Genomic DNA, 21,420 nt, shown 5'->3' with positions numbered 1-21,420 from the left:
TCCACGGAAAGTACCGTGAAGGAAGCGACTGGTCACCCACGTGCCGGGGGCACCCGACTAGGCTGGCGTTCGGCAATCCGACAACCCGGGCAAGCCGACTGCGCTGGGTGCGTCACAAACACACTCAAGGAGATCCCGTCATGGGACAGCGACACTTCGATCTGGTGGTTCTCGGCGCGGGCCCCGGCGGCTACGTGGCCGCCATCCGCGCCGCCCAGCTCGGCCTGAAGACCGCCGTCATCGAGGAGAAGTACTGGGGCGGGGTCTGCCTCAACGTGGGCTGCATCCCCTCCAAGGCGCTGCTGCGCAACGCCGAACTCGCCCACCTGTTCCAGAACGAGGCCGACTTCTTCGGCATCAAGGTCGACGGCAAGGTCGAGTTCGACTTCGGCAAGGCGCACAGCCGCAGCCGCGAGGTGGCGGACGGCCGGGTCAAGGGCGTCCACTACCTGATGAAGAAGAACAAGATCACCGAGCTGAACGGCCGGGGCACCTTCACCGACGACCACACCGTCGAGGTCAGCGGCGAGGACGGCGCCACCGAGACCGTCACCTTCGACCACGCGGTGATCGCGGCGGGCTCCTCCACCAAGCTGCTGCCCGGCACCGAGCTGTCCGAGCGGGTCGTCACCTACGAGGAGCAGATCCTCACCGACACCCTGCCGGAGAGCATCGTCATCGCCGGTGCGGGCGCCATCGGCGTCGAGTTCGCCTACGTCCTGGCCAACTACGGCGTGGACGTGACGATCGTGGAGTTCCTCGACCGCCTCGTGCCCACCGAGGACGAGGAGGTCTCCAAGGAGCTGGGCCGCGCCTACAAGAAGCTGGGCGTCAAGGTGATGACCTCCACCCGTGTGGAGTCGGTCGAGGACACCGGCGAGGGCGTGCGCGTCACCGTCAGCAGCGACGGCAAGGAGCAGACCCTGGAGGCCGACAAGCTCCTCCAGGCCATCGGCTTCGCCCCCAACGTGGAGGGCTACGGTCTGGAGAAGACCGGCGTGGAGCTGACCGACCGGGGCGCGATCGGCATCGACTCCCGGGGGCGCACCAACGTCCCGCACATCTACGCGATCGGCGACGTCACCGCCAAGCTGATGTTGGCCCACACCGCCGAGGCCATGGGCATCGTCGCCGCGGAGACCATCGCGGACGCCGAGACCCAGGAGATCGACTACCGGTTCATCCCGCGCGCCACCTACTGCCAGCCGCAGATCGCCAGTTTCGGCTACAGCGAGAAGGAGGCGCGGGAGGCGGGCTTCGACGTCCAGGTCGCCAAGTTCCCGTTCATGGCCAACGGCAAGGCGCACGGCCTCGGGGACACACGCGGTTTCGTCAAGATCCTCTCCGACGGCAAGTACGGGGAGTTCCTCGGCGCGCACATGATCGGCCCGGACGTGACCGAGCTGCTGCCCGAGCTGACCCTGGCCCAGCAGTGGGACCTGACCGTGCACGAGGTCGCGCGCAACATCCACGCGCACCCCACGCTCAGCGAGGCGGTCAAGGAGGCCGTTCACGGCCTGGCCGGTCACATGATCAACATGTGACGCACCGGCGTCCTCGGCCCCGCCGCCCCGGGAGGGCGGCGGGGCCGCGCCGTACCCGCGCGGGCGCCGTCCGCCGGAGTCGGGCGGCGACCCCTGCCTCGGGCGCTCCGCGGACTTGCTAAGTTTCGTGTGTCCCCGCCGGATCCCCACCCCGAACTCCGGTGCTCCCCCGACCGAAAGCCATCCATGCGCCTGATCCCGTCCACTCCCCTGTCGTGCCTGGGCACGGCCGCCGCCGTCGCCGTCGTCGGCGGGTTCGTCCTCGTCGGCTTCGGCGTGATCGACCTCGACGAGTTCGAGATGGACCTGTCCTTCGGAGACGGCGTGGACCTGCCCTTCGGGGACGGTGAGGAGGCGCCGGAGCGGGAGGCCGGGGCCTCGCCCGGTCCCGAGGAGGAGCAGCCTGAGCAGGCCGCGCCGGAGTACGGGCTGCCCGAGTCGTGCGCGGCCGCCGGTGCCGCGGAGGTGGTCGGCGAGCTGGCCCCGGGCCAGGTGCTCACCGAGGAGGTCGGTGAGGTGGAGGGCGTCGACGGCGCCGAACAGGTCGTGTGCTCGTTCAGCGACGGGAGCACCGGACCCGGCGCCTCCTCGTTCACGCTGGTGTTCACCCTGAACGCCGACCCGAGCGCCAACCCGGACGTGGTGCGGGTGCCCGGGGAGCAGGAGCAGATGAACTGGGAGGTGGACATCGACGTGGACGTGGACACCTACCACACCGAGGAGTCCGACTCCCTGGGCGGCGACCTGGAGTACGTGGGCACCGTGGACGGCTCCAGCCGCCACCTGTACCTGGCGCTGCCCGACGAGCTGTACGTCACCGCCATCGCCTACGGCGAGGAGGTGCCGCGCGAGGACCTGGAGCGGGTGGTCATGCTGGCCGCGGAGCGCATCCGGGGCTGACCCGCGACGCGAACGACCGAGGGGGCCGCCGGTGGGCGGCCCCCTCGCGTGTTCGGACGTTCCCCGGGCCCCGAGCCCGGGGCGGCTCCCCTAGTACTCCACGGGGATCTCCTCGAACTCACCGAACGGGCCCGCCCGCAGGGTCAGCTCCTCCACGTCCACCGGCGGCGCGGGGAAGACCGCGACCAGGCTGTACGTGTTGTCGGGCTGGAGCGTGTGGACCTCCTCGGCGAAGCTGCTGTAGCGCCCCTCGCCGAAGTCCATCTGGGCCACGTAACGCACCAGGCCGCTCTCCGGCTCCAGCAGTTGGAAGCCGCCGAGCGTGCCCTTGTTGAACTGCTCGGGGCCGCCCGCCTGGATGGCCTCCTGCCCGCCCATGTCGGGCATGGTCGGCTCGTCGGTGGTGTTGGTCAGCGCCACGGTGCCGATCACGTACGCGCCGTCGCGGCGCAGCGGGTAGACCTCCAGGCGCACCCCGTCCAGCTCGCCCTCGGCCACCACGGACCCCGGGTCGTCGTCGTAGGGCGCGGGCCAGGTGACGTTGCGCTGAGCCGCGCCGAGGGCGTCGTCGTCGTACTCCTCTTCCTCCGTGGCCTCCACGGTGGTGTTGAAGACGTAGGAGAACTCCACGCGCCGATTGCGCGCCCGCGCCTCGTCGTCGTCGGGGCCGCCCTCGCGGGCGATCGGCTCGTGCTCGCCCCGGCCCTCCACCTCCAGGGTGTAGTCGGTGCCCAGCTCCTCGGCGAGCAGGTCGCGCACGCTCTCGGCCCTCTGCACCGACAGGTTGTCGTTGTAGGCGTCGTCGCCGATGCTGTCGGTGTGGCCGATGACCGTGATGACGGGCTCATCGGGGTCGACGTTGCGGGCCAGGCTGGTGGCCGCGCGGCGCACCACGTCCTCGGCCTCGGGGGTCAGGTCCGAGCGGTCGAACTCGAACATGACGTCGGAGTGCAGGGAGATGATCTCCCGGTCGCCGTCGCGGGTGGTGGAGGCGATCTCGGAGTCCACGAAGCTCTGCACCCAGCCCTCGTCGGCCACGGCGTCCTCGTCCGGGCGGCGGTTGGCGAAGGTGAGGTTCTCCCCGTTCGGCGGCGGGTCGTCGGGGGTGAGGTGGTCGGCCCCGTTGGGGTCCTGCGGGTCGGCCCGCTCCTCCTCCACGTCCACGACCGGGATGCCGGTCATGGCCCCGAGCCCGCTGCCGACGAACGTGACCTGCCGGACCTCGTCGGGCAGGCGCGGGAAGTAGCGCACGTACTCGTTGGTGACCCCGTCGTGGACCGGGTAGAGGCCGTCCTGGTTGGGGCTCTCGGAGCCGTACTTGAGGCCCTCCTCGTCCAGGAACTGCCGGTAGACGCGACCGGTGAGCGGATCGACCAGGGTGTGGGCCATGCTCATGTTCCGGTTGGGCCCGGTGAACTCGTCGAGGTAGGTGACCTCGTAGTACATGACGGTGTAGTCGTCGGTGCGCTCCAGACCGGTGACGGCGAAGCGCATCTCGTTGTCCCGGCCGGTGTCCTGGAAGATGCGGCCCTCGCGGACGTAGGGGAACTCCTCCCTGACCTCGGGCGGGCCCGACGCGCTTCCGAAGGTCTCGGACCACCAGTCGGTCACCCCCTCGGTGACCGTACAGCCGCTGAGCAGGAGGCTGCCCGAGACCGCCAGCGCGACCAGGGGTAGGGGCGACTTCCTCGCCATGTGGGGGAACTCCGATCGTTGAGGAGACGTACGGGCAACATCCTCCTGTACGTGTGGGGCGGAACCGACCGCCCTGCCCGCTGTTGGCGGGTTACGTCCGCTTGGCGGCCGGTGCCCGGTGCGGGGCGGTCCCGTCGGCGCGGGACCCCCGGACGGGTCCCGGCCGGATGACGGGCACGGGTCCCGGAGGAGTCCGGGACCTGCGGCGGACGGGTGCCGGATGGGTGGCGGACGCGCGAGGAGCGCCCCGGCGCCCGTCGGCGGCACCGCGTCACCGCAGTTCAGGGACTTCTTCGCGCGGACCGAAAAAAATTCCGCGGAAACACCCATCCGCCCCCGCCTCGGCCCCGAATGACCGACGTGACCACCGAGACACGCGGGAACACCCCGCCACGCGACAGGCGACGGGTCGTCGTCGGATCAGTCGTGGGGCTGCTCACGGTCGGCGCCTCGCTGGGCACCGCCGAGCTGGCCGCAGGACTGCTCCGCACCGTGTCTCCGGTGATCGCCGTCGGCGACACGGTCGTCGACATCACACCGCCCTCCCTGGTGGAGGCGGCGATCGATCTGCTGGGCAGAGCCGACAAGGTCGTGCTCGTGGCCGGGATCATCGCCGTTCTCCTGGGTGTCGGGGCCGTACTCGGCACGGCGTCGCTCCGGCGGCCCGTCGTCGGGTACACGGGGTTGGCGGTGTTCACCGCGGTCGGGCTGGCCGCCGTGCTTCCGCACCGCTCCGACGACCCGGGCGCCCCGGTGCCCGTGCTCGTCGGGGCGGTGGCGGGGGCCCTGGCCCTGGCGCTCCTGGTGCGCGGCGCGCGCGGGACGCTCCGGCCCGAAGCGGACTCCGGACCACAAGGGATGGGTGATCCGAGGACACCGGCGGACGCGGAGGAGGCTCCTCCTCCTCCCGCTGCCGGACCGGACCGGGGCCCGGGCAGACGCGGTTTCGTGCTGACCGCGGCGGGCGTCCTGGCCGTGTCCGGCACCGCCGGTGCCCTCGGGCGCCTGCTGCCGACCCTCGGCGATGGTGCGGGCTCACGCTCCGCCCTCGCCCTTCCCCCGGCGGCGAACCCGCTGCCGCCGCTGCCCGCCGCGACCGAACTGGGCGTTCCGGGGCTGACACCCTTCACCACGCCCAACCGGGAGTTCTACCGGATCGACACCGCCCTCACCGTCCCCCGTCTGGACTCCACCCGGTGGACGCTGAGGGTGCACGGGATGGTGGACCGCCCCTTCGAGATCGACATGGACGAACTGCTCGCCGAGGAGCTCGTCGAGGCCGACATCACCATGACCTGCGTGTCGAACCAGGTCGGCGGCGACCTCGCGGGCAACAGCCGCTGGTTGGGCTTCCCCCTGGCCGACCTGCTGCGGCGCGCGGGCGTGCGGTCCGGTGCCGACCAGATCCTCAGCACCTCCGACGACGGCTGGACCTGCGGCACGCCGACCGAGGTCGTCATGGACGGGCGCGACGCGCTCCTGGCCGTGGGCATGAACGGGGAGCCCCTCCCCCAGGCGCACGGCTACCCGGCGCGCATGGTCGTCCCCGGCCTCTACGGGTTCGTCAGCGCCACCAAGTGGGTCACCGACATCAAGCTGACCCGCTTCGCCGACGAGCAGGCCTACTGGGCGCAGCGCGGCTGGGCGGTGCGCGCCCCCATCAAGACCATGTCCCGCGTGGACGTGCCCGCGCCCCTGAGCCGGGTGGACGCCGGAGAGGTCGTCCTGGCCGGAGTGGCCTGGGCGCAGCACCGCGGGGTCGACGCCGTGGAGGTGCGGGTGGACGGAGGCGAGTGGCAGCAAGCCGAACTCGCCGCGGTCCCCGGCATCGACACCTGGGTCCAGTGGGTGGCCGAGACCACCGTCGAACCCGGCCAGCACTCCGTGGAGGTCCGGGCCACCGACGCCACCGGGGCCACCCAGTCCGCCGAACGGGTGGATCCCGTGCCCGACGGCGCCACCGGCTGGCACAGCATCCGGTTCACCGCCGAGTAGACGCACCCCTCGACCAACACCGGCGCAAGTCGGTGACGTGAGCAAACAGAAGTTAACCAAGTTGAAGGAGAAAACAATGATCCGCAAGAGCAGCCTCACCATCACGGCCGCCGCTGCCGCGCTCGCCTTCGGTCTGACCGCCTGCGGCGGCGACATGGGCGGCGAGGAGGAGGCCGCCGAGGAGACGCCCACCGCGAGCGAGACCGAGAGCGGCGACATGGGCGGCGAGGAGGGCACCACCGAGATGGCGGGCGAGAACTTCGGTTCCGGCTGCGCCGAGGTGCCCGCCGACGGCGAGGGCAGCTTCGAGGGCATGGCGGACGACCCGGTCGCCACCGCCGCGTCCAACAACCCGGTGCTGTCCACGCTGGTGACGGCCGTGACCGAGGCGGACCTGGTGGACACGCTCAACTCGGCCGAGGACATCACGGTCTTCGCCCCGGCCAACCCTGCCTTCGAGGCGATCCCGCAGGAGGACCTCGACGCGCTGCTGGCCGACCAGGAGCAGCTCACCGAGGTGCTGACCTACCACGTGGTCGAGGGCCGCCAGACCCCGGCCGACCTGGAGGACGGCACGTTCACCTCGCTCCAGGGCGGCGAGGTCACCACCGAGGGCTCCGGCGAGGAGTTCACGGTGAACGGCGAGGCGTCCGTCATCTGCGGCAACGTGCAGACCGCCAACGCCACGGTGTACATCATCGACGGCGTGCTGATGCCCGCCGAGTAACTCCGGCACGGTGCGCTCCCCGGGCGGTCCGAGCGTTGAGGCCGGGCCGTCCGGGGCCGCCAGCGTCCCCGAGGGCGCACGGGGCTCCGTGGACTCCACGGGGCCCCGACGGGCGCACTGCGCGAGAACAGCCGAACGGTACGGCTGACGTGCGACTCTGGAGGGGTCGGGGTCCTTCGGGACACACCCGGGCCCGCCAGCGCACTGACGGGGCGAGCTACGCAGGACCACCAGGAAGAGGAGCGGATGGACGAGCACGCCGCGATACCCCGGGGCCCCCGCGGGTCGGAGGCGGAGCCGCCGGTTCCGCCTGCCCAGCGGCTCACGGAACTGCTCCGCCAGGTGGCCCGGGGTGATGAGAGCGCGTTCGGCGAGGTGTACGACCTGGTCATCCCGTCGGTGTACGGGCTGGTCCGTCGTGTGCTGCGCGACCCCGCCCAGTCCGAGGAGGTCGCCCAGGAGGTGATGGTGGAGGTGTGGCGCACCGCCTGCCGTTACGACGAGCGGCGCGGCAGCCCCCAGGCCTGGGTGATGACGCTCGCGCACCGCCGGGCGGTGGACCGGGTGCGCTCCGAGCAGGCCGCCACCGACCGCGAGGCCAGGGTGGCGGCGGCGAACACGCAGCGTCCCTACGACGAGGTGGCCGAGGAGGCCACGAACCGTCTGGAACGCGAGCGGGTGCGCCGCTGTCTGGACACGCTGACCGAACTCCAGGGCCAGTCCGTGCGTCTGGCCTACTACGGCGGATACACCTATCGTGAGGTGGCCCGCCTGCTTTCGACGCCGTTGGGCACCGTGAAGACGCGGATGCGCGACGGTCTGATCCGGCTACGGGACTGCTTGGGGGTGGAGTGGTGAGGAGGACACTGGGCCAGGACCCGCACATCCTCTCGGGAGCCTACGCCCTGGGCGCCCTGTCCCCGAGTGAGAGCGTGCGGTTCGAGGACCACCTGGCCGAATGCGACTCCTGTGTGCAGGAGACGCGCGGTTTCACCGAGACCGTCGCGCTCCTGGGCACCGCGGCCGCCGGTACGCCGCCCGCCGAACTGCGCGGGCGCGTACTGGAGGAGGTGGCGCGCACCCGCCAGCTCGCACCCGCTCCCGAACGCCTGCCGGCGCCGCGCCGGGGCCGCTGGTCCCGGGGCCTGGGACTGGTGCTGGCCGCCTGCCTGGCGGTCATGGTCGCGCTGGGCGCTGTCGTCATCGACCAGGTGCGCCAGGTGCGGGACCTGCGGGAGAACGAGCGGCAGATCGCGGCGGTGCTCTCCGACCCGAACGCCGACTACACCACGGCCGAGCCCATGGAGGGCGTGTCCGTGACCGTGGTGCACTCCGAGAGCAGCGGGCGGCTCGTGTTCAGCGCCCACGGCCTGGAGCGGCTGGAGGACGAGGACTACCAGCTCTGGCTGACCCGTGACGACGGCAGCGTCTACTCGGCCGGGGTGCTCTCCGTGGACGAGTCGGGCTTCGTGCTCCCGGTGCTGGCCGCGCCGCAGGACGAGGCCACCGGGGGCGTGGCCGTCACCGTCGAGCCCGAGGGCGGCTCCGAGCAGCCCACCTCCGATCCGCTGATGGCGATGCCCTTCGAGGGCTGAGGGCCGGTCGCCGTCCGGCCCCCGGCCGGGCGGCGACCGGTTTCACGCCGGTCGTCGGACGGCCGATGACCGGTCCCCTGGCCGGGCCGCCCCCCGTCACCCGGGCGGCGGTGCGGCACCTGACCGGCCGTGGCCCGACCGCTCGGCCCCTTCGGGGGGCGGGGCCGCGGTCAGGCCACGGCCACCTCCTCGGGCCGGGGCAGGTCGCGCATGACGGGGGAGAGGCTGAACAGGGCGGCGAGCGCCGAGACCAGCGCCATCGTCAGGAAGACCCAGGCGGGTCCGGCGTGGTCGAAGATCACCCCGATACCGAGGATGCCCACCGGCTGCGACACCAGCGCCATGAACGTGACGGCGCCCAGGACGCGGCCCTGGTAGCGGTCGCTGACCGACGCGGCGACGTAGCCGTAGAACACGGCGTTCACGCAGGGCACGATGGCGAACACGCAGCCCACCAGCACCCCGAGGAACATCACGTTGGGCGCGAACAGCAGCCCCAGCGCGCACACCGGGGCGGCCCAGGCCGCCGTGAGGAAGATGGCCGAGGGCCGCACCCACCTGACGACCGCCCCGGCGCAGAGCGCGCCGAGCAGGCCGCCGGACCCGGCCAGGGAGACGGTCAGCCCGGTCTGGAGGTGGCTGGCGCCCTGGCTCTGGGCGGTGGCGATGAGGGCCAGGAAGGCGCCCGTCTGGGTGAAGGTGAGGTTGAACCCGACGATCCACGAGATCATCGGCCGCAGGATCGGGTGCCTGGCCAGCACGGCGAAGCCGCTGACCGCCTCGCGCAGGGTCCACGGTTCGCGCACGTCGGGCGGGTGGGTCTGCATGGGGCGGCGGATGAGCAGCACCAGGGCCGCCGACACCAGGTAGGCGAGGGCCTCGGCGGCGAAGGGGAAGGCCCGGCCCACTCCGAACAGGGTTCCGGCGAAGGGTCCGCCGAGGGCGGTGGTGCTGAAGAGGCGGATCTGGTTCTGGGCGGAGGCCTCGGCCATCTGCGAGGCCGGGACCAACTGCTTGACGGAGGCCATCGCGACGGGGTTGGAGACGCCCATCAGCGCGGCGGAGCCGACCGCGACACCCACGATGACGGTGAACGTGACGTTCCCGGTGAGCAGGAGAACGGTGAAGAGGGAGAGCAGCGCGAGCCGTCCGAGGTCGCAGCACAGCAGCACCGTGCGGCGGTTGGTCCGGTCGGCGAGCGAACCGCCGAGGACGGCGGCGACCATGGCCGTAGTGACCTGGGCCGCTCCGATGACGCCCGCCTGCGCCGCCGATTCCGCGAGGAGGAGGGCGAGGAGGGGGTAGGCGACCTCTCCGCTCTCCTTGCCCAGCCCCGCGAGGAACCGGCTGGTCCAGAGCACCTGGAAGTCGCGGTTGCGGGCGAGGGGGACGAACCGCTCCGCGCCGGGGACCGGCGGGCTCTGGCCGGCGGGTCGGGACGGGCGGTCCTGTTCCGCCGTCATCGCGATCGTCTGCCCCGTCCGCGGGCCCGCGCGGCGGACCTTTCGAGGGGTGTGGTTCTCATTTCGTAATTATGCGCGCATTGCCCGCATTAGTGAGCTTTGTTGGTTCTGTACTGCACACGGTAGAGATCAGCGGGAAAATCCACTCCGGGAGTGGTGTAGTCCCCGTGTCACGCAAGGGTGGGTTGGGGCTCGTGTGACTGCATTCCCGCCCTCGCATGTGCCCTGGACAGTGCGAACGCGGATTCCGCGCCGGTACGAGCCGGGGTGGGCTGACACGTGGCAGGAGTGGGAAGCGAAACGCGTCGGGTTCCGCGTGAAAGGTGATTTTCCTGGGGTGAAAGGGAGCGGGGAACGGCTGCCAGCGCCGACGGCGGGTAAGGGCGCGTAAGGCCGTCGCGGTGCACGGGCCTGAGGTGGCCGAATGCGGCCACGGGAGGGCTTTCGGCCGGGGCGGTTCCGGGGTCCGCGCGGCCGGACGGGGTCTCGGCGGCGTCCGGGCGCGCGGGGACCGGCGGATGCCGACCGAATCCCCGCCGGGCAGGGGCGCGCGGTCTCAGACCGTCTGCGGTCTGGTCGCCTTGCCGTCGAGCCAGAGCTCGGTGGAGGCGTCCCGGTGGGAACCGGTGGTGCCCACGTGCTTGGCGCTGATCTGCGGGCCCTTCTTGATGACGTGGACCAGGGCCATCGCGTGGCCGCGGCCCAGCCCGTAGTCCTCGGCCAGCCACTGGACGATGGTGCCCGCCTTGACCGAAGGGTCGTCGTAGCCCTTCTCCTTGGCACGGTCGACCAGCGTGCGCGGGGTCAGACCGGTCTTGTCCTCGACGGTATCCAGATAAGCCTGGAACGACATGGGGCCTCCTCGACTGGGCAGGCCCCGATACTCACACGTGCCTGCGACATTCCGGCGGCAGCGGCACCGACCGCCGAGGCGGCCCCAGCCGCGCCGCAGGAGCCGGAGCGCGCGGGCTCAGGCGGGGGTTGTCCGCAGGCGTGACAGCGGGCAGGAGGGTTGTCCACAGGCGCGGCAGCGGGGTGGTGGACGGCTCCCGGGAGAGGCATGCTGTTGATGGGGATCCCCGGCCTCCGCGCCGTGGAACACGTCCCCCATGACAGATATGCCCGCCGCGATCCCGGCGCCACCCCGCGCTCCCCGGCCTGTGGACGACCTCCTAGCCTTGCCGGATGCCCCTTCCACCCCCGACGCCCTCTCCAGCCCCGCTCACTCGGCCCGCGCTCCGCCAGAAGTCTTCCTCGCCCCCGCCTCCTCCGCGCTCGCTCCACCGGATGCCTTCCCCAAGCCCGTTCCCTCCGCGCTCGCTCCACCGGCCACCTCCCCCGGGCCCGCCTCCTCCGCCCCCGCGCTGCCGGGCCTCCTCCCCGCCCCCTGCCCCTTCCCCATCCCCCGCCTCCACCCCGTGACGCCGTGGGTCGTGGCCGTGGTCCTGCTCGCGGCGCTGCTGCACGCGGGCTGGAACGCGATCGCCCACTCCATCACCGACCGCCTGCTCGGGTTCGCCCTGATCGGCCTCGGCGGAATGCTCGCCGCCCTCCCCCTGCTCCCGGTCGTGGGGCCGCCTCCGCGCGAGGCCTGGCCGGTCCTGCTCGCATCCCTCGCCACCCACCTGCTGTACATGAGCCTGCTGATGCTCTCCTACCGGACCGGCGAGTTCGGCCAGGTGTACCCGATGGCACGCGGCACGGCGCCGTGGGTGGTCGCCCTGACCGGCATCCTCCTGCTCGGCGAGTCGATGCCCCCGTCCGACCTGGCCGGGGTCCTGGTCGTCTCCGCCGGGCTGACGACGCTGGTGTTCGCGGGCGGCCGCCCCTCCCGCGCACAGCTCCCGGCGCTGCTGGCGGCCTTCGCCACCGGCGTCAGCATCGCCGTCTACACCGTGGTCGACGCCCACGGGGTCCGCCTCACCCAGGACCCGCTGGGCTACATCACGTGGCTCATGATCCTTCAAGGACCGGTGTTCCTCGTGGTGGCGGTTTTCACCCGCCGCGGCGCGCTCCCCCGCCAGCTCAAGCCGGTCTGGAAGTTCGGAGTCCTGGGCGGCGTGGTCAGCGCGGTCGCCTACGGGCTCGTGCTGTGGGCGCAGCTGACCGGCGCGGTCGCGGGCATCGCCGCGCTGCGCGAGACGAGCATCGTCTTCGCCGCGGTGCTGGGCGCGCTGCTGTTCGGGGAGCGGTTCGGCCCGGTGCGGGTCGCCGCGTCCGTCATCGTCGTGACCGGAGTAATCCTCCTGGCTTTCTGAGCGTCTTCATGACTCTGACCAGCGCTTACCCGTATCGTTTCCGGCGTGACACGAGCCTCGTCCTTCTCCGGGTCCGCCGCAACGGACACCGGCACCGAAACCCGTTCCGACACCGCCGCCGGAACCGATCCCGGGTCCTCCCGCACGACGGATACCGCGCACGAACACGGGCCCGAGTCCGCCGCCGTACGTGCGGTCTGGCAGGGCCTGGGGCTCCCCGGACTCATCGACGTCCACACCCACTTCATGCCCGACAACGTGCTGCGCAAGGTGTGGGCCCACTTCGACGCCCTCGGCGGCCTGTGGCCGATCACCTACCGCTTCGACGAGGACGAACGCCTGTCCCTGCTCCGGGGCTTCGGGGTGCGGCACTTCACCGCCCTCTCCTATCCGCACCGCCCCGGCATGGCCGCCTGGCTCAACGACTGGGCGGGCGACTTCGCCGACCGCAACCCCGACTGCCTGCGCAGCGCCACCTTCTACCCCGAGCCGGAGGCCCGCGACTACGTGGCCGCGGCGTTGGAAGCGGGTACCCGCGTGTTCAAGGCCCACCTCCAGGTCGGCCGCTACGACCCGCGCGACCCGCTGCTGGCCGACGTGTGGGGGCTGATCGCGGACGCGGGCACGCCCGTGGTGATCCACTGCGGTTCGAGCCCGGAGGCGGGCCCCTTCACCGGCCCCGAACCCTTCGCCGAGACCCTGCGCGCCCACCCCGGGCTCACCGCGGTCATCGCCCACGCCGGGGCTCCCGACTACCGCGCGTTCCTGGACCTGGCCGAGCACCACGAGCGCGTCCACCTGGACACCACGATGGTGTTCACCGAGTTCTCCAAGGACTGGGCGCCCTTCCCCGACGGGGAGGTGCCCCGCCTGAAGGGTGTCGCGGACCGGATCCTGTTCGGCACGGACTTCCCGAACATCCCGTACCCCTATCTCGAACAGATCGAGGCCCTCGCCTGGCTCGGTCTGGGTGACGACTGGCTTCGGGGAGTGCTGTACGGCAACGCCGCCCGGCTGTTCGGACTCTGAGGGCCGCCGACTTCCGGCGCCCGACGCTGGACAGCCGACGACCGTCCGGTGATGGTGGTCGTGGGGCGACCGCCTTCGGCCTCCGCCCCGACCACCGCCCACCATCACCGACGCGGAAAGGCACCCCGGCACCATGGAACTCGCCCTGACTCCCCTGGAGTTCGCCCGCCGCACCCGAAGACTGCACCCCCGGCGCGAGGCGGTGGTGGACCGTGGCCTCCGGCTCACCTACGAGGAGTTCTTCGACCGCTGCGACCGCTGGTCCTCCGCCCTCCAGGGCATGGGGGTGTCCAAGGGCGACCGCGTCGCCTACATCTCCCCCAACACCCACGCCCAGCTGGAGTCCTTCTACGCCGTGCCGCAGCTCGGCGCGGTGCTGGTACCGGTCAACTTCCGGCTGTCGGCGGACGACTTCGTCTACATCGTCAACCACTCCGGGGCACGTGTCCTGTGCGTGCACGCCGACCAGCTCGACGCCGTGGACGGCGTCCGCGACCAGATGCCGGGCGTGGAGCGGTTCGTCGCCCTGGAGGGGGCGCGTCCGGGCTGGGAGGACTACGAGACCCTCGTCGCGCAGGCCGCGGCGGACTACGTCCGCCCCGAGATCGGTGAGACCGACTTGTTGACCATCAACTACACGAGCGGCACCACGGCCCGGCCCAAGGGCGTGATGATCACCCACCGCAACGCGTACATGAACTCGGTGGGCACCCTGCTGCACCTGCGGATCGGCATCGACGACCGGTACCTGTGGACGCTGCCGATGTTCCACGCCAACGGCTGGACCTACACGTGGACGGTGACCGCCGCGGCCGCCACCCACGTGTGCCTGCCCGCGATGGACCCGGCCGCCGTGTACGAGCTGATCCGCTCCGAGGGGGTCACCTGGCTGTGCGCGGCCCCCACCGTGCTGATCATGCTGTCGAACGCCCCCGAGGAGGTACGCGGCGGGGTCCCGTCCGGCGTGCACGTGGTGACGGCCGGGGCCTCCCCCGCCGCCGACACCATCGAGCGCCTGGAGGACGGTTTCGGATGGACCGTCACCCATGTCTACGGGCTTACCGAGACCACGCCGTTCATCACCGTGTGCGAGCCGCGAGCCGAGCACGGCGGCCTGTCCCCGCGCGACCGCGCCGCCGTCAAGGCACGCCAGGGGGTCGAGCTGATCACCTCCGGCGAGCTGCGGGTGGTGGACGCCGACGGCGTCGAGGTGCCCTGGGACGGCACGACGGTCGGGGAGATCACCGTGCGCGGGAACGTGGTGATGAAGGGCTACTACAACGACCCGGAGGCCACCCAGAAGGCCATGGGCGACGGCTGGTTCCACACCGGCGACGCGGCGGTCACCCACCCGGACGGGTACGTGGAGATCCAGGACCGGATCAAGGACGTCATCATCTCCGGCGGGGAGAACATCTCCTCCGTCGAGGTGGAGGGGGTCCTGCTGCGGCACCCGGCCGTGCTGGAGGCGGCCGTCGTGGGCGTGCCGCACGAGCGCTGGGGCGAGACGCCGAAGGCGTCCGTGGTGCTGCGCGAGGGCGCCGCGGCCACGGAGGAGGAGCTGATCGCCTTCGCCCGCGACAACCTGGCGCACTTCAAGGCGCCCACGCGGGTGGAGTTCGTGGAGCAGCTCCCCAAGACGGCCACCGGCAAGATCCAGAAGTTCGTGCTGCGCGGGGGCGCGTCCGCGGTGTCGCGGCAGTAGCCGCCGGGTCCGGCCGGGGCCCGCGCCCACGGAGGACGCGGGCCCCGGCCGGGCGGCGTCCGGATCACCCGGGCGGCCAGTTGAGCAGGACGAACCCGGCCTGGAAGGGGTCGGAGCAGACCATGCGGCGCCCCACACCCGGGATGTTCTCCGGCTCCGCGTGCACGCGTCCGCCCGCGGACACGACCCTGCGCGCGACGGCGTCGCAGTCGGCCACCGCGAACACCGGGTGCCAGTCCTCCTCCCCGCCGAACCGGCCCCCGTGCCCGGGTCCCGCCTGCAGGATGCCCCCGTGGGTGCGCTCGTCACCGGTTCCCGCGGGGCGCAGGACCGTGTACCCGCCGACCTCCTCCCCGCCGAGGGACGGGTCGAACGGGCTGAGGTCCCACTTGAAGACCCCGGTGTAGAACTCGGCCGCGCCGCGCGCGTCGGTGGTCCGCAGCTCCACCCAGCAGAGGCTGTTGACCCGTCCCACCAGGCCGAGGTACATCTCCCCCCGCCAGACGCCGAAGGAGGCGCCCTGGGGGTCGCGGAACAGCGCCTGACGGCCCAGATCGAAGATGTCGAACGGCTCCACCAGGAGGGTGCCGCCCAGCCGCTCCACACGTGTGATGGTGTCCTCGATGTCGGAGTCGGCGAAGTACACGGTCCAGGAGGGGCGGTCGCTCTCCCCCATGACCGGGCTGACGCCCGCCGCGGGAAGCCCCTCACCGCACAGGAACTTGTAGCCCTCCAGCTGCCGGATGTGCGTCTCGGAGCTCCAGCCGAACACGTGCCCGTAGAAGGCTGTCGAGGCCTCGACATCGGGTGAGGACACCTCGACCCAGCAGGGCGACCCGGGTGTGAAATCCGTACTGATCATCGCTGTCCCTCTCCGTGACGGCACACCACCCTTCGGTTCCTTCCCTGGTGAGGGAGGTTTCGGGGATCGGAGGGGCAAAGACTCACACAACTCGCCGTTGCCGGGCCAGCCCGCGGACGGCACGCGACGCGCCCGCCGCAGGGTACGGGGTCGCGCGGGTCCGGCGGCTCCGCCCGCGCCGACCCGCTGCCGACCGAGGCACGGACGCGCTCAGTGCCTGAAGTGCACGAACAGGCGCCCGAAGTTCTTGGAGTCCTTCTCGACCCGGTGGTAGCGGGCCTTGACGTCCTTGCGGTCGAGGAAGCGCAGCACCCGCTTCTTGAGCTGACCGGACCCCTTGCCGGGGATGATCTCGATGCTCTTGGCGCCCGTGCGCTCGGCCTCGTCCATGATGTCGTTGAGGGCCCGGTCGATGTCCCGTCCCTTGTTGAAGATGTCGTGCAGGTCGAGTTTGAGCCGCACCGTGCCTCCTCCGCGTCCGGTAGCCGGATCATACGCGGCGCGGGGCCGCGCGCCGGGGCCGCGGCGCGGCCCTCCCCCCGGCGCCCGGGACCTGTGTCCGCGCGTCCCCTGTCACTCTCCGAGGCACAGGGTGAAGACCATCCGGTCCACGCCCGGCCCCTCGTAGTCGGCGTGCGGTCCGGTGACGGTGAAGCCGTGGGCGCGGTGGAAGGCGATCGAGCGCTCGTTGGCGGGGGAGGTGACCGCGCGCACGACCGTGCACCCGCGCTCCCGCGCCCCGTCCGTGAAGCGCCGGTACAGCCCGTTCGCGAGCCCTGTCCTGCGGTGCCCCGGGGCCACCCCGGCGAAGTGCACGTACGCCTCCTCGGGCACGGACGGCGAGGGGAAGCCGATCAGGAAGCCCGCCAGCTCCCCCTCCGCCTCGGCGATGAGGCTGGTGGTGTGGAAGTGGTCGAGGAAGAGCCGGGGGAGGATGTGCGCCACGGGGCGACCCCACCAGTCGTCGCAGACCGCCAGGATGCGCGGGTGGTCGGAGGGAAGGGCGGTCCGGACACGGGCGTCGGTCACGCGGGGGCTCCTGGTCGTCGTCGGAGGGGTGTTCCGGGCCCGGAATACCCGCCGACAGGTCCGCGAACCCCTTCCGCGGACCCGTCCGCTCCGGATGCGGGGCACCGCTCAGGGGCGGCCGGACCCCCGCTCCGGAACCGGCGCGCTCGGCTCGCCCCGCTCCTCCCTCCTCCGCCGGAGCGCCCACCACAGCCCGAGCAGAGTGGCCGCCGCCAGCGCCCCGGCGACGGCGAGGGTGAGGGCGTCGGGGCGCACGACCGCCTGGCCGCGCAGCGCCTGCCAGGTGGTCAGGGCGACCAGGGCGGTGTAGGAGGCGCCCACCACGGCGACCACCCGGAGCCGGAGCGTGTCCGACGCCAGGCGCGGGTGGCGCCCCCGCCACGAGGTCAGCGCCAGTGCGAGCAGGGCCATCACCTGGAGCCCGTGCAGGCCGACGAAGTGCGGCACGCGCAGGTCACCCGCTACGGTGCTCCAGCCCACGAGCGGAAGCCCGGGTCCGCCGTCCGCGTATCCGACCGTGTGCGCGCCGATGACCTCGGCGACACCTCCATCCCGCATGGTGGTCATCTGTTCCGCGGTGGGGGAGGTCATCAGGTAGGCCAGGCCCATGCCCACGAGCCCGATCGCGATACCGATCCGGAGCGCCCAGGTGGTGGAGCGGTCGTCGAGCCGCTGCGTGAGCAGCAGGACGCCGATGGCGAGGTTGGCGACCCACACGGCGACGACCATGGCGGCCATGGCGTTGTAGACGGCCGAGTCGAACGGCGTCGCGTAGTTGAAGTGGCTGGCTTCGCCGCGCACGGCCTGGATCACGATCGCGACGAGTTCCCCGGCGAGCATGGCCGCCGTGACCGTGCCCAGCCACCAGCCGGTGCGCCGCCACCGGGTGAGCAGCGACAGCAGCCAGGCCAGGGTGACGTTGTACACCCCGATGGACACGGCGAACTTGGCGGGCTTGAGCCAGACCGGGTCGCCGTGCACGACGCGGTCGTCCAGGAGGAGACCGACCGCGGCCACGGCCAGGAGGGCCAGGCACAGGGCGGTGGTGGCCGCGAGGGGGCGGTGTCGGCCCAGCGCGGTCGGGAGGGCCCGGCGGAGGAGACCGGTCCGGGAACGGACGGGGGAGGGTGAGGGGGTGTCCATGGTGTTCCTCTATCTGGATACTGCGGCTATCCACTACGGATACTAGTAGTATCCAAATAAGGTGGACACCGCAAGGGACGTGAGACGAGAGCGAGGGCGGGCCCATGCGCATGGCCGAGTTGAGTGAGCGGTCGGACACCCCGGTGCCGACGGTGAAGTACTACCTGCGGGAGGGCCTGCTTCCCCGGGGCGAGCGCACCGGCCGCAACCAGGCCAGATACGGCGAGGAACACCTGCGCCGGCTGCGCCTGGTGCGCGCCCTGACCGACGTGGGCGGGCTGTCCATCGCCGCCGTCCGCGAGATCATCGCCCACGTGGACGCTCCCGAGCCCACCACCCACGAACTCCTCGGCCGCGCCCTGAGGGACCTCACCCCGGCCGCACAGGGGTTCGAGGGTGCGGAGGAGGACCTGGAGCGGGTACGGGCCCTGGTCGAACGCCTGGGCTGGCACGTCCACTCCGGCGAACGGGCCGTCACCGACCTGGCCGGGGTGGTCGCCGCCTACCGGAGTGCGGGCCACCCGCTCGGCGACGCCGAGTTCGAGGGCTACGCGGCGGCTGCGGAACAGGCGGCACGGGTGGACCTCGACGTCCTGGAGGACATCGGCGAGACCGACGCGATCCTGGAGAGCGCCGTGGTGCGCACCGTCCTGGGCGACACCCTGCTGGCCGTCCTGCGCAGGCTCGCGCAGGCCGACGAGTCCGCCCGCAGGTCGGGAAGGGCGACCGGCGACTGCTGAGCGGGCGGGTCCGGTGCTACAGCAGCGCCTCGAAGGCTCCGCGTACCGTCCCGTCACGGTGCACCGGCACGCCCGGGGGTCGGATCACCCGGTCACCGCAGAGATTCGGGCATCCGGACGCCGCCCCGGTACCCGACCGAAAAACCCTGGACCCGCCGGAGGCCCGGCGGGGATCATCGCGACCATGAACCGGAGAGAACTCGTACGCGCCTCCAGGTTCCTGGCGCGCGTGCTCCGCCACGACCCCGCCCGCGCGGGGGTGCGGCTCGACCCGCAGGGCTGGGTCGGGGTGGACGAACTCCTCGCGGGCTGCGGGAGGGCTGGAGTGCGCCTCAGCCGCGCGGCCCTCCAGGAGGTCGTCGACACCAACGACAAGAAGCGCTTCGTCCTGAGTCCGGACGGCGCCCGCATCCGCGCTCAGCAGGGCCACTCCGTCCACGTCGACCTGGGGCTGGAGCCGAGCACGCCACCCGCCCTGCTCTACCACGGCACCGTGGGCCGACTCCTGCCCGCCATCACCGCTGAGGGGCTGCGACCGATGCGGCGGCACGACGTCCACCTGTCCCCCGACGCCGGGACCGCCCGCCGGGTGGGCGCCCGGCGCGGCGTACCGGTGGTCCTCACCGTCGCCTCCGGACGCATGCACGGCGACGGCCACGTCTTCCGGGTCACCGGCAACGGGGTGTGGCTGGTGCCCGCCGTGCCCCCGGAGTACCTCGGCGAACCCGTCTAGGGCCGGAGCGGCGAAGTGCCGGGGCGCCGCCACCCCCGTTCCCTGCCGGGTTCAGGGCCGGTCCGCCGAGAAGATCGCGGTGCCGGGGATCATCCGGCCGCGCACCGGCCCCCAACCGCCCCACACCCGGTCCAGCCCCTCGGGCCACTCCGGTTCGACCACGTCCCGCAGCACCAGGCCCGCGCGGGCGATCCCGCGCACCCAGTCGCCCACCGTGTGGTGGTGCTCCACGTAGACCGCGTTCCCGCCGTCATCCTCCTCCACGTAGGCGCGGCGGTCGAAGTAGGACTGGTTCACGGTGAACCCGTCCTCCCCGGGGTCGTCCGGAAAGCTCCACCGGACCGGGTGGGTCACCGAGAACACCAGCCGCCCTCCTGGCCCGAGCACCCGCGCGGCCTCGGCCAGGGCGTCGTCGGCCGAGGGCACGAACGGGAAGGCCCCGAACGAGGAGAACACGACGTCGAAGGAGGCGTCGGCGAACGGCAGCCGCTGGGCGTCGGCCTGCACGGCCGCGAGCGCGTGCCCGGTCCCCTCGTCGATCCTGCGCGCATGCTGGAGCTGGCGGAAGGACAGGTCGAACCCGACCACCTCGCGCACCCCCTGGGCGCGCAGCCACCGCCCGCACTGGCCCGCGCCGCAGCCCACCTCCAGCACCCGGGCCCGCAGGAGGTCCTCCGGGTCGCCGAGCAGGCGCGCCTCGGCCTCGGTCAGGCCCTCCGGACACCACACGAACCCGGCGTCGCCGAGGAAGCCCCCGTGCTCGGCCTGGTAGGCGTCGGCCGCGCCGTCCCACCACCGGCGTCCGGCGCGGGCGCTCTCCTCGGCGTCCACGGCGCGGCGCGCCACGCGCCCGGGATCCGGATAGCCGTCATCGTTCATGGGGCCAAGCCTCCCAGAAAGGCGCGCGTGCACGGGGCCGCGGCGCGTGTACGGGGACCGGGCGGCCGGGCGCCCCGCGACCGGACCCCGCGGACAGAAGCCCGCGGGCGCGACGGACGCGCCCCCGTGTCAGGCGGTCCCGGACCCGCCCCTGCCCGCGGTCGCGCCGGAGTCCTCTCCGGACTCAGCGGGCCCCTCGGAACTCCGGCTGGGCCCCACGGCCTCGGCGGATTCGGCAGGCTCCGTGGCCTCGGCGCTCACACCGGTCTCAGTGGACTCGGCGGTCTCCGCAGCCCCTGCGACCTCCGGGGTCGCACCGGACTCCCCCGCTTCGGCCTCTCGGGCGTCCCGGATCTCGCGGCGGACGAGGAACACCCATCCGCCGACGGCGACGACGGCGAACACCCACCACTGCACGGCGTAGGACGCGCTCATCCCCGCGTCCTCCTCGTGCAGGACGACCGGTTCGGGCGCCGCCTCCGGCATCGGGTCCTGCCGGGTCAGGTCGACGTACCCGCCGTAGACGGGGTAGGGCAGGTCCGCGGCGATCCGGTCCACGTCGACCATCATCAGCTGCCCCTCGGGCAGGTCGTCGCGGTTGCGCAGCCCGGTGTTCTCCTCGGTCTCGGAGTAGTGCAGGCGCCCGGCCACCTCCACGGAGCCCTCCTGCGCGGGCGGCACCTCCGGCTGGTCGAGGGCGGTCTCGCCGCGCTCGACCCATCCGCGGTTGACCAGGACCGCGGTCCCCTCCTCGGTGACCAGCGGGGTCAGCACGTGGAAGCCCACGCCCCCGGAGCCGTCGCGGTTGCGCAGCAGGATCTCGTGCTCGGTGTCCCAGGTACCGGTGGCCTCGACGGTGCGCCAGCGGTCGTCGGGGTCGACGTCCTCGCCGACACGGGACAGCTCGGCCACCGGCACGGGGTCGGCGGCGAGGTTGGACTGCTGGAGGTCGACCGCCGCGCCGCGCTGCCCGGCCCGGTCCAGCTGCCAGAAGCCCAGCCAGACGAAGCTGGGCACCAGCACCAGCACCAGCGCGTGGAAGGCCAGCATGCGTTGCGAGAACAGGACTTTGAGCACGTCTTCGAGGTTATGAGACTCCTCCGGCCGCCTCGCACCGCCCCTC

The 21,420-nt window shown here is 72.3% G+C and carries 20 protein-coding genes; 11 read left to right on the top strand and 9 right to left on the bottom strand.

Annotated elements, in window-relative coordinates; all coding sequences use genetic code 11:
• Positions 1-140: 140 nt before the first annotated feature.
• Both lpdA and ACSTA4_RS00935 read left to right on the top strand, forming a co-directional pair.
• Positions 141-1,544 (top strand): dihydrolipoyl dehydrogenase, encoded by a 1,404-nt coding sequence (lpdA, locus tag ACSTA4_RS00940; RefSeq protein ID WP_444962102.1) that lies wholly within the window; start codon positions 141-143, stop codon positions 1,542-1,544.
• Between the two features lie 186 nt (positions 1,545-1,730).
• A complete protein-coding gene (locus tag ACSTA4_RS00935; RefSeq protein ID WP_444962101.1) occupies positions 1,731-2,444 on the top strand; it encodes a hypothetical protein in 714 nt (237 codons plus the stop codon).
• Between the two features lie 90 nt (positions 2,445-2,534).
• On the opposite strand, the gene ACSTA4_RS00930 is transcribed toward ACSTA4_RS00935, so the two are convergent.
• Positions 2,535-4,139, bottom strand: a complete 1,605-nt coding sequence (locus tag ACSTA4_RS00930; RefSeq protein ID WP_444962100.1) for an OmpA family protein — start codon at positions 4,137-4,139, stop codon at positions 2,535-2,537.
• 351 nt (positions 4,140-4,490) lie between these two features.
• On the opposite strand from ACSTA4_RS00930, the gene ACSTA4_RS00925 reads away from it, so the two are divergent.
• The 4 genes from ACSTA4_RS00925 (at position 4,491) to ACSTA4_RS00910 (ending at position 8,456) form a co-directional block, all read left to right on the top strand.
• The gene (locus ACSTA4_RS00925; protein ID WP_444962099.1) at positions 4,491-6,134 is read left to right on the top strand and encodes a molybdopterin-dependent oxidoreductase; all 1,644 of its coding nucleotides are present in this window, start codon (positions 4,491-4,493) and stop codon (positions 6,132-6,134) included.
• A 76-nt stretch (positions 6,135-6,210) separates the two neighbouring features.
• The gene (locus ACSTA4_RS00920) at positions 6,211-6,861 is read left to right on the top strand and encodes a fasciclin domain-containing protein (RefSeq protein ID WP_444962098.1); all 651 of its coding nucleotides are present in this window, start codon (positions 6,211-6,213) and stop codon (positions 6,859-6,861) included.
• 246 nt (positions 6,862-7,107) lie between these two features.
• Complete coding sequence (locus ACSTA4_RS00915; protein ID WP_248773016.1) at positions 7,108-7,719, top strand: sigma-70 family RNA polymerase sigma factor; 612 nt, start codon at positions 7,108-7,110, stop codon at positions 7,717-7,719.
• A complete protein-coding gene (locus ACSTA4_RS00910) occupies positions 7,716-8,456 on the top strand; it encodes an anti-sigma factor (protein ID WP_444962097.1) in 741 nt (246 codons plus the stop codon). Before ACSTA4_RS00915 ends, ACSTA4_RS00910 begins: the two co-directional genes overlap by 4 nt.
• Before the next feature lie 170 nt (positions 8,457-8,626).
• On the opposite strand, the gene ACSTA4_RS00905 is transcribed toward ACSTA4_RS00910, so the two are convergent.
• Positions 8,627-9,919: an MFS transporter gene (locus tag ACSTA4_RS00905; RefSeq protein WP_444962096.1), complete on the bottom strand. Its 1,293-nt coding sequence runs from the start codon at positions 9,917-9,919 to the stop codon at positions 8,627-8,629.
• A gap of 556 nt (positions 9,920-10,475) precedes the next feature.
• A complete protein-coding gene (locus tag ACSTA4_RS00900; protein WP_444962095.1) occupies positions 10,476-10,772 on the bottom strand; it encodes a DUF4287 domain-containing protein in 297 nt (98 codons plus the stop codon).
• Positions 10,773-11,337: 565 nt separating this feature from the next.
• Between ACSTA4_RS00900 and ACSTA4_RS00895 the strand changes: the two genes are divergently transcribed.
• The 3 genes from ACSTA4_RS00895 (at position 11,338) to ACSTA4_RS00885 (ending at position 14,911) form a co-directional block, all read left to right on the top strand.
• On the top strand, positions 11,338-12,177 hold the full coding sequence (locus ACSTA4_RS00895; protein WP_444962094.1) for an EamA family transporter: 840 nt from the start codon (positions 11,338-11,340) through the stop codon (positions 12,175-12,177).
• A gap of 45 nt (positions 12,178-12,222) precedes the next feature.
• Entirely contained in the window at positions 12,223-13,206 is a 984-nt protein-coding gene (locus tag ACSTA4_RS00890) for an amidohydrolase family protein (RefSeq protein ID WP_444962093.1), read from the top strand.
• 133 nt (positions 13,207-13,339) lie between these two features.
• Positions 13,340-14,911 (top strand): long-chain-fatty-acid--CoA ligase, encoded by a 1,572-nt coding sequence (locus ACSTA4_RS00885; RefSeq protein WP_444962092.1) that lies wholly within the window; start codon positions 13,340-13,342, stop codon positions 14,909-14,911.
• A 64-nt stretch (positions 14,912-14,975) separates the two neighbouring features.
• Here the strand turns inward: ACSTA4_RS00885 and ACSTA4_RS00880 are convergent, their stop codons facing one another.
• From ACSTA4_RS00880 to ACSTA4_RS00865, 4 genes are all read right to left on the bottom strand, one after another.
• Positions 14,976-15,773, bottom strand: coding sequence for a VOC family protein (locus tag ACSTA4_RS00880; protein ID WP_444962091.1), 798 nt, complete (start codon positions 15,771-15,773; stop codon positions 14,976-14,978).
• Between the two features lie 210 nt (positions 15,774-15,983).
• Complete coding sequence (locus ACSTA4_RS00875) at positions 15,984-16,235, bottom strand: Smr/MutS family protein (protein ID WP_013156341.1); 252 nt, start codon at positions 16,233-16,235, stop codon at positions 15,984-15,986.
• 111 nt (positions 16,236-16,346) lie between these two features.
• Positions 16,347-16,802 carry a GNAT family N-acetyltransferase gene (locus ACSTA4_RS00870; RefSeq protein ID WP_444962090.1) on the bottom strand — a complete coding sequence of 152 codons (456 nt, stop codon included), beginning with the start codon at positions 16,800-16,802 and terminating at the stop codon, positions 16,347-16,349.
• 108 nt (positions 16,803-16,910) lie between these two features.
• Positions 16,911-17,945, bottom strand: coding sequence for a hypothetical protein (locus ACSTA4_RS00865; RefSeq protein WP_444962089.1), 1,035 nt, complete (start codon positions 17,943-17,945; stop codon positions 16,911-16,913).
• A gap of 110 nt (positions 17,946-18,055) precedes the next feature.
• On the opposite strand from ACSTA4_RS00865, the gene ACSTA4_RS00860 reads away from it, so the two are divergent.
• Both ACSTA4_RS00860 and ACSTA4_RS00855 read left to right on the top strand, forming a co-directional pair.
• Positions 18,056-18,685, top strand: a complete 630-nt coding sequence (locus ACSTA4_RS00860; protein WP_444962088.1) for a MerR family transcriptional regulator — start codon at positions 18,056-18,058, stop codon at positions 18,683-18,685.
• A 184-nt stretch (positions 18,686-18,869) separates the two neighbouring features.
• Complete coding sequence (locus tag ACSTA4_RS00855; RefSeq protein WP_444962087.1) at positions 18,870-19,418, top strand: RNA 2'-phosphotransferase; 549 nt, start codon at positions 18,870-18,872, stop codon at positions 19,416-19,418.
• Between the two features lie 51 nt (positions 19,419-19,469).
• Here ACSTA4_RS00855 and ACSTA4_RS00850 read toward each other — a convergent pair whose 3' ends face one another.
• Positions 19,470-20,297, bottom strand: a complete 828-nt coding sequence (locus ACSTA4_RS00850; RefSeq protein ID WP_416027377.1) for a class I SAM-dependent methyltransferase — start codon at positions 20,295-20,297, stop codon at positions 19,470-19,472.
• 129 nt (positions 20,298-20,426) lie between these two features.
• Positions 20,427-21,374 (bottom strand): SURF1 family cytochrome oxidase biogenesis protein, encoded by a 948-nt coding sequence (locus ACSTA4_RS00845; protein ID WP_444962086.1) that lies wholly within the window; start codon positions 21,372-21,374, stop codon positions 20,427-20,429.
• Positions 21,375-21,420 lie beyond the last annotated feature (46 nt).

This window comes from Nocardiopsis sp. M1B1 (assembly GCF_052466615.1).
Note: the sequence above shows the minus strand (reverse complement) of the source record. Positions and strands in the feature narration are given on the sequence as shown.

What these genes read in the sequence shown, in the direction of transcription:
- ACSTA4_RS00935 (WP_444962101.1), top strand. Translation starts at nt 1,731, where the DNA reads ATGCGCCTGATCCCGTCCACTCCCCTGTCGTGCCTGGGCACGGCCGCC.
- ACSTA4_RS00880 (WP_444962091.1), bottom strand. Translation starts at nt 15,773, where the DNA reads ATGATCAGTACGGATTTCACACCCGGGTCGCCCTGCTGGGTCGAGGTG.
- ACSTA4_RS00930 (WP_444962100.1), bottom strand. Translation starts at nt 4,139, where the DNA reads ATGGCGAGGAAGTCGCCCCTACCCCTGGTCGCGCTGGCGGTCTCGGGC.
- ACSTA4_RS00900 (WP_444962095.1), bottom strand. Translation starts at nt 10,772, where the DNA reads ATGTCGTTCCAGGCTTATCTGGATACCGTCGAGGACAAGACCGGTCTG.
- ACSTA4_RS00920 (WP_444962098.1), top strand. Translation starts at nt 6,211, where the DNA reads ATGATCCGCAAGAGCAGCCTCACCATCACGGCCGCCGCTGCCGCGCTC.
- ACSTA4_RS00865 (WP_444962089.1), bottom strand. Translation starts at nt 17,945, where the DNA reads ATGGACACCCCCTCACCCTCCCCCGTCCGTTCCCGGACCGGTCTCCTC.
- ACSTA4_RS00885 (WP_444962092.1), top strand. Translation starts at nt 13,340, where the DNA reads ATGGAACTCGCCCTGACTCCCCTGGAGTTCGCCCGCCGCACCCGAAGA.
- ACSTA4_RS00905 (WP_444962096.1), bottom strand. Translation starts at nt 9,919, where the DNA reads ATGACGGCGGAACAGGACCGCCCGTCCCGACCCGCCGGCCAGAGCCCG.
- lpdA (WP_444962102.1), top strand. Translation starts at nt 141, where the DNA reads ATGGGACAGCGACACTTCGATCTGGTGGTTCTCGGCGCGGGCCCCGGC.
- ACSTA4_RS00850 (WP_416027377.1), bottom strand. Translation starts at nt 20,297, where the DNA reads ATGAACGATGACGGCTATCCGGATCCCGGGCGCGTGGCGCGCCGCGCC.
- ACSTA4_RS00915 (WP_248773016.1), top strand. Translation starts at nt 7,108, where the DNA reads ATGGACGAGCACGCCGCGATACCCCGGGGCCCCCGCGGGTCGGAGGCG.
- ACSTA4_RS00860 (WP_444962088.1), top strand. Translation starts at nt 18,056, where the DNA reads ATGGCCGAGTTGAGTGAGCGGTCGGACACCCCGGTGCCGACGGTGAAG.
- ACSTA4_RS00855 (WP_444962087.1), top strand. Translation starts at nt 18,870, where the DNA reads ATGAACCGGAGAGAACTCGTACGCGCCTCCAGGTTCCTGGCGCGCGTG.
- ACSTA4_RS00925 (WP_444962099.1), top strand. Translation starts at nt 4,491, where the DNA reads ATGACCGACGTGACCACCGAGACACGCGGGAACACCCCGCCACGCGAC.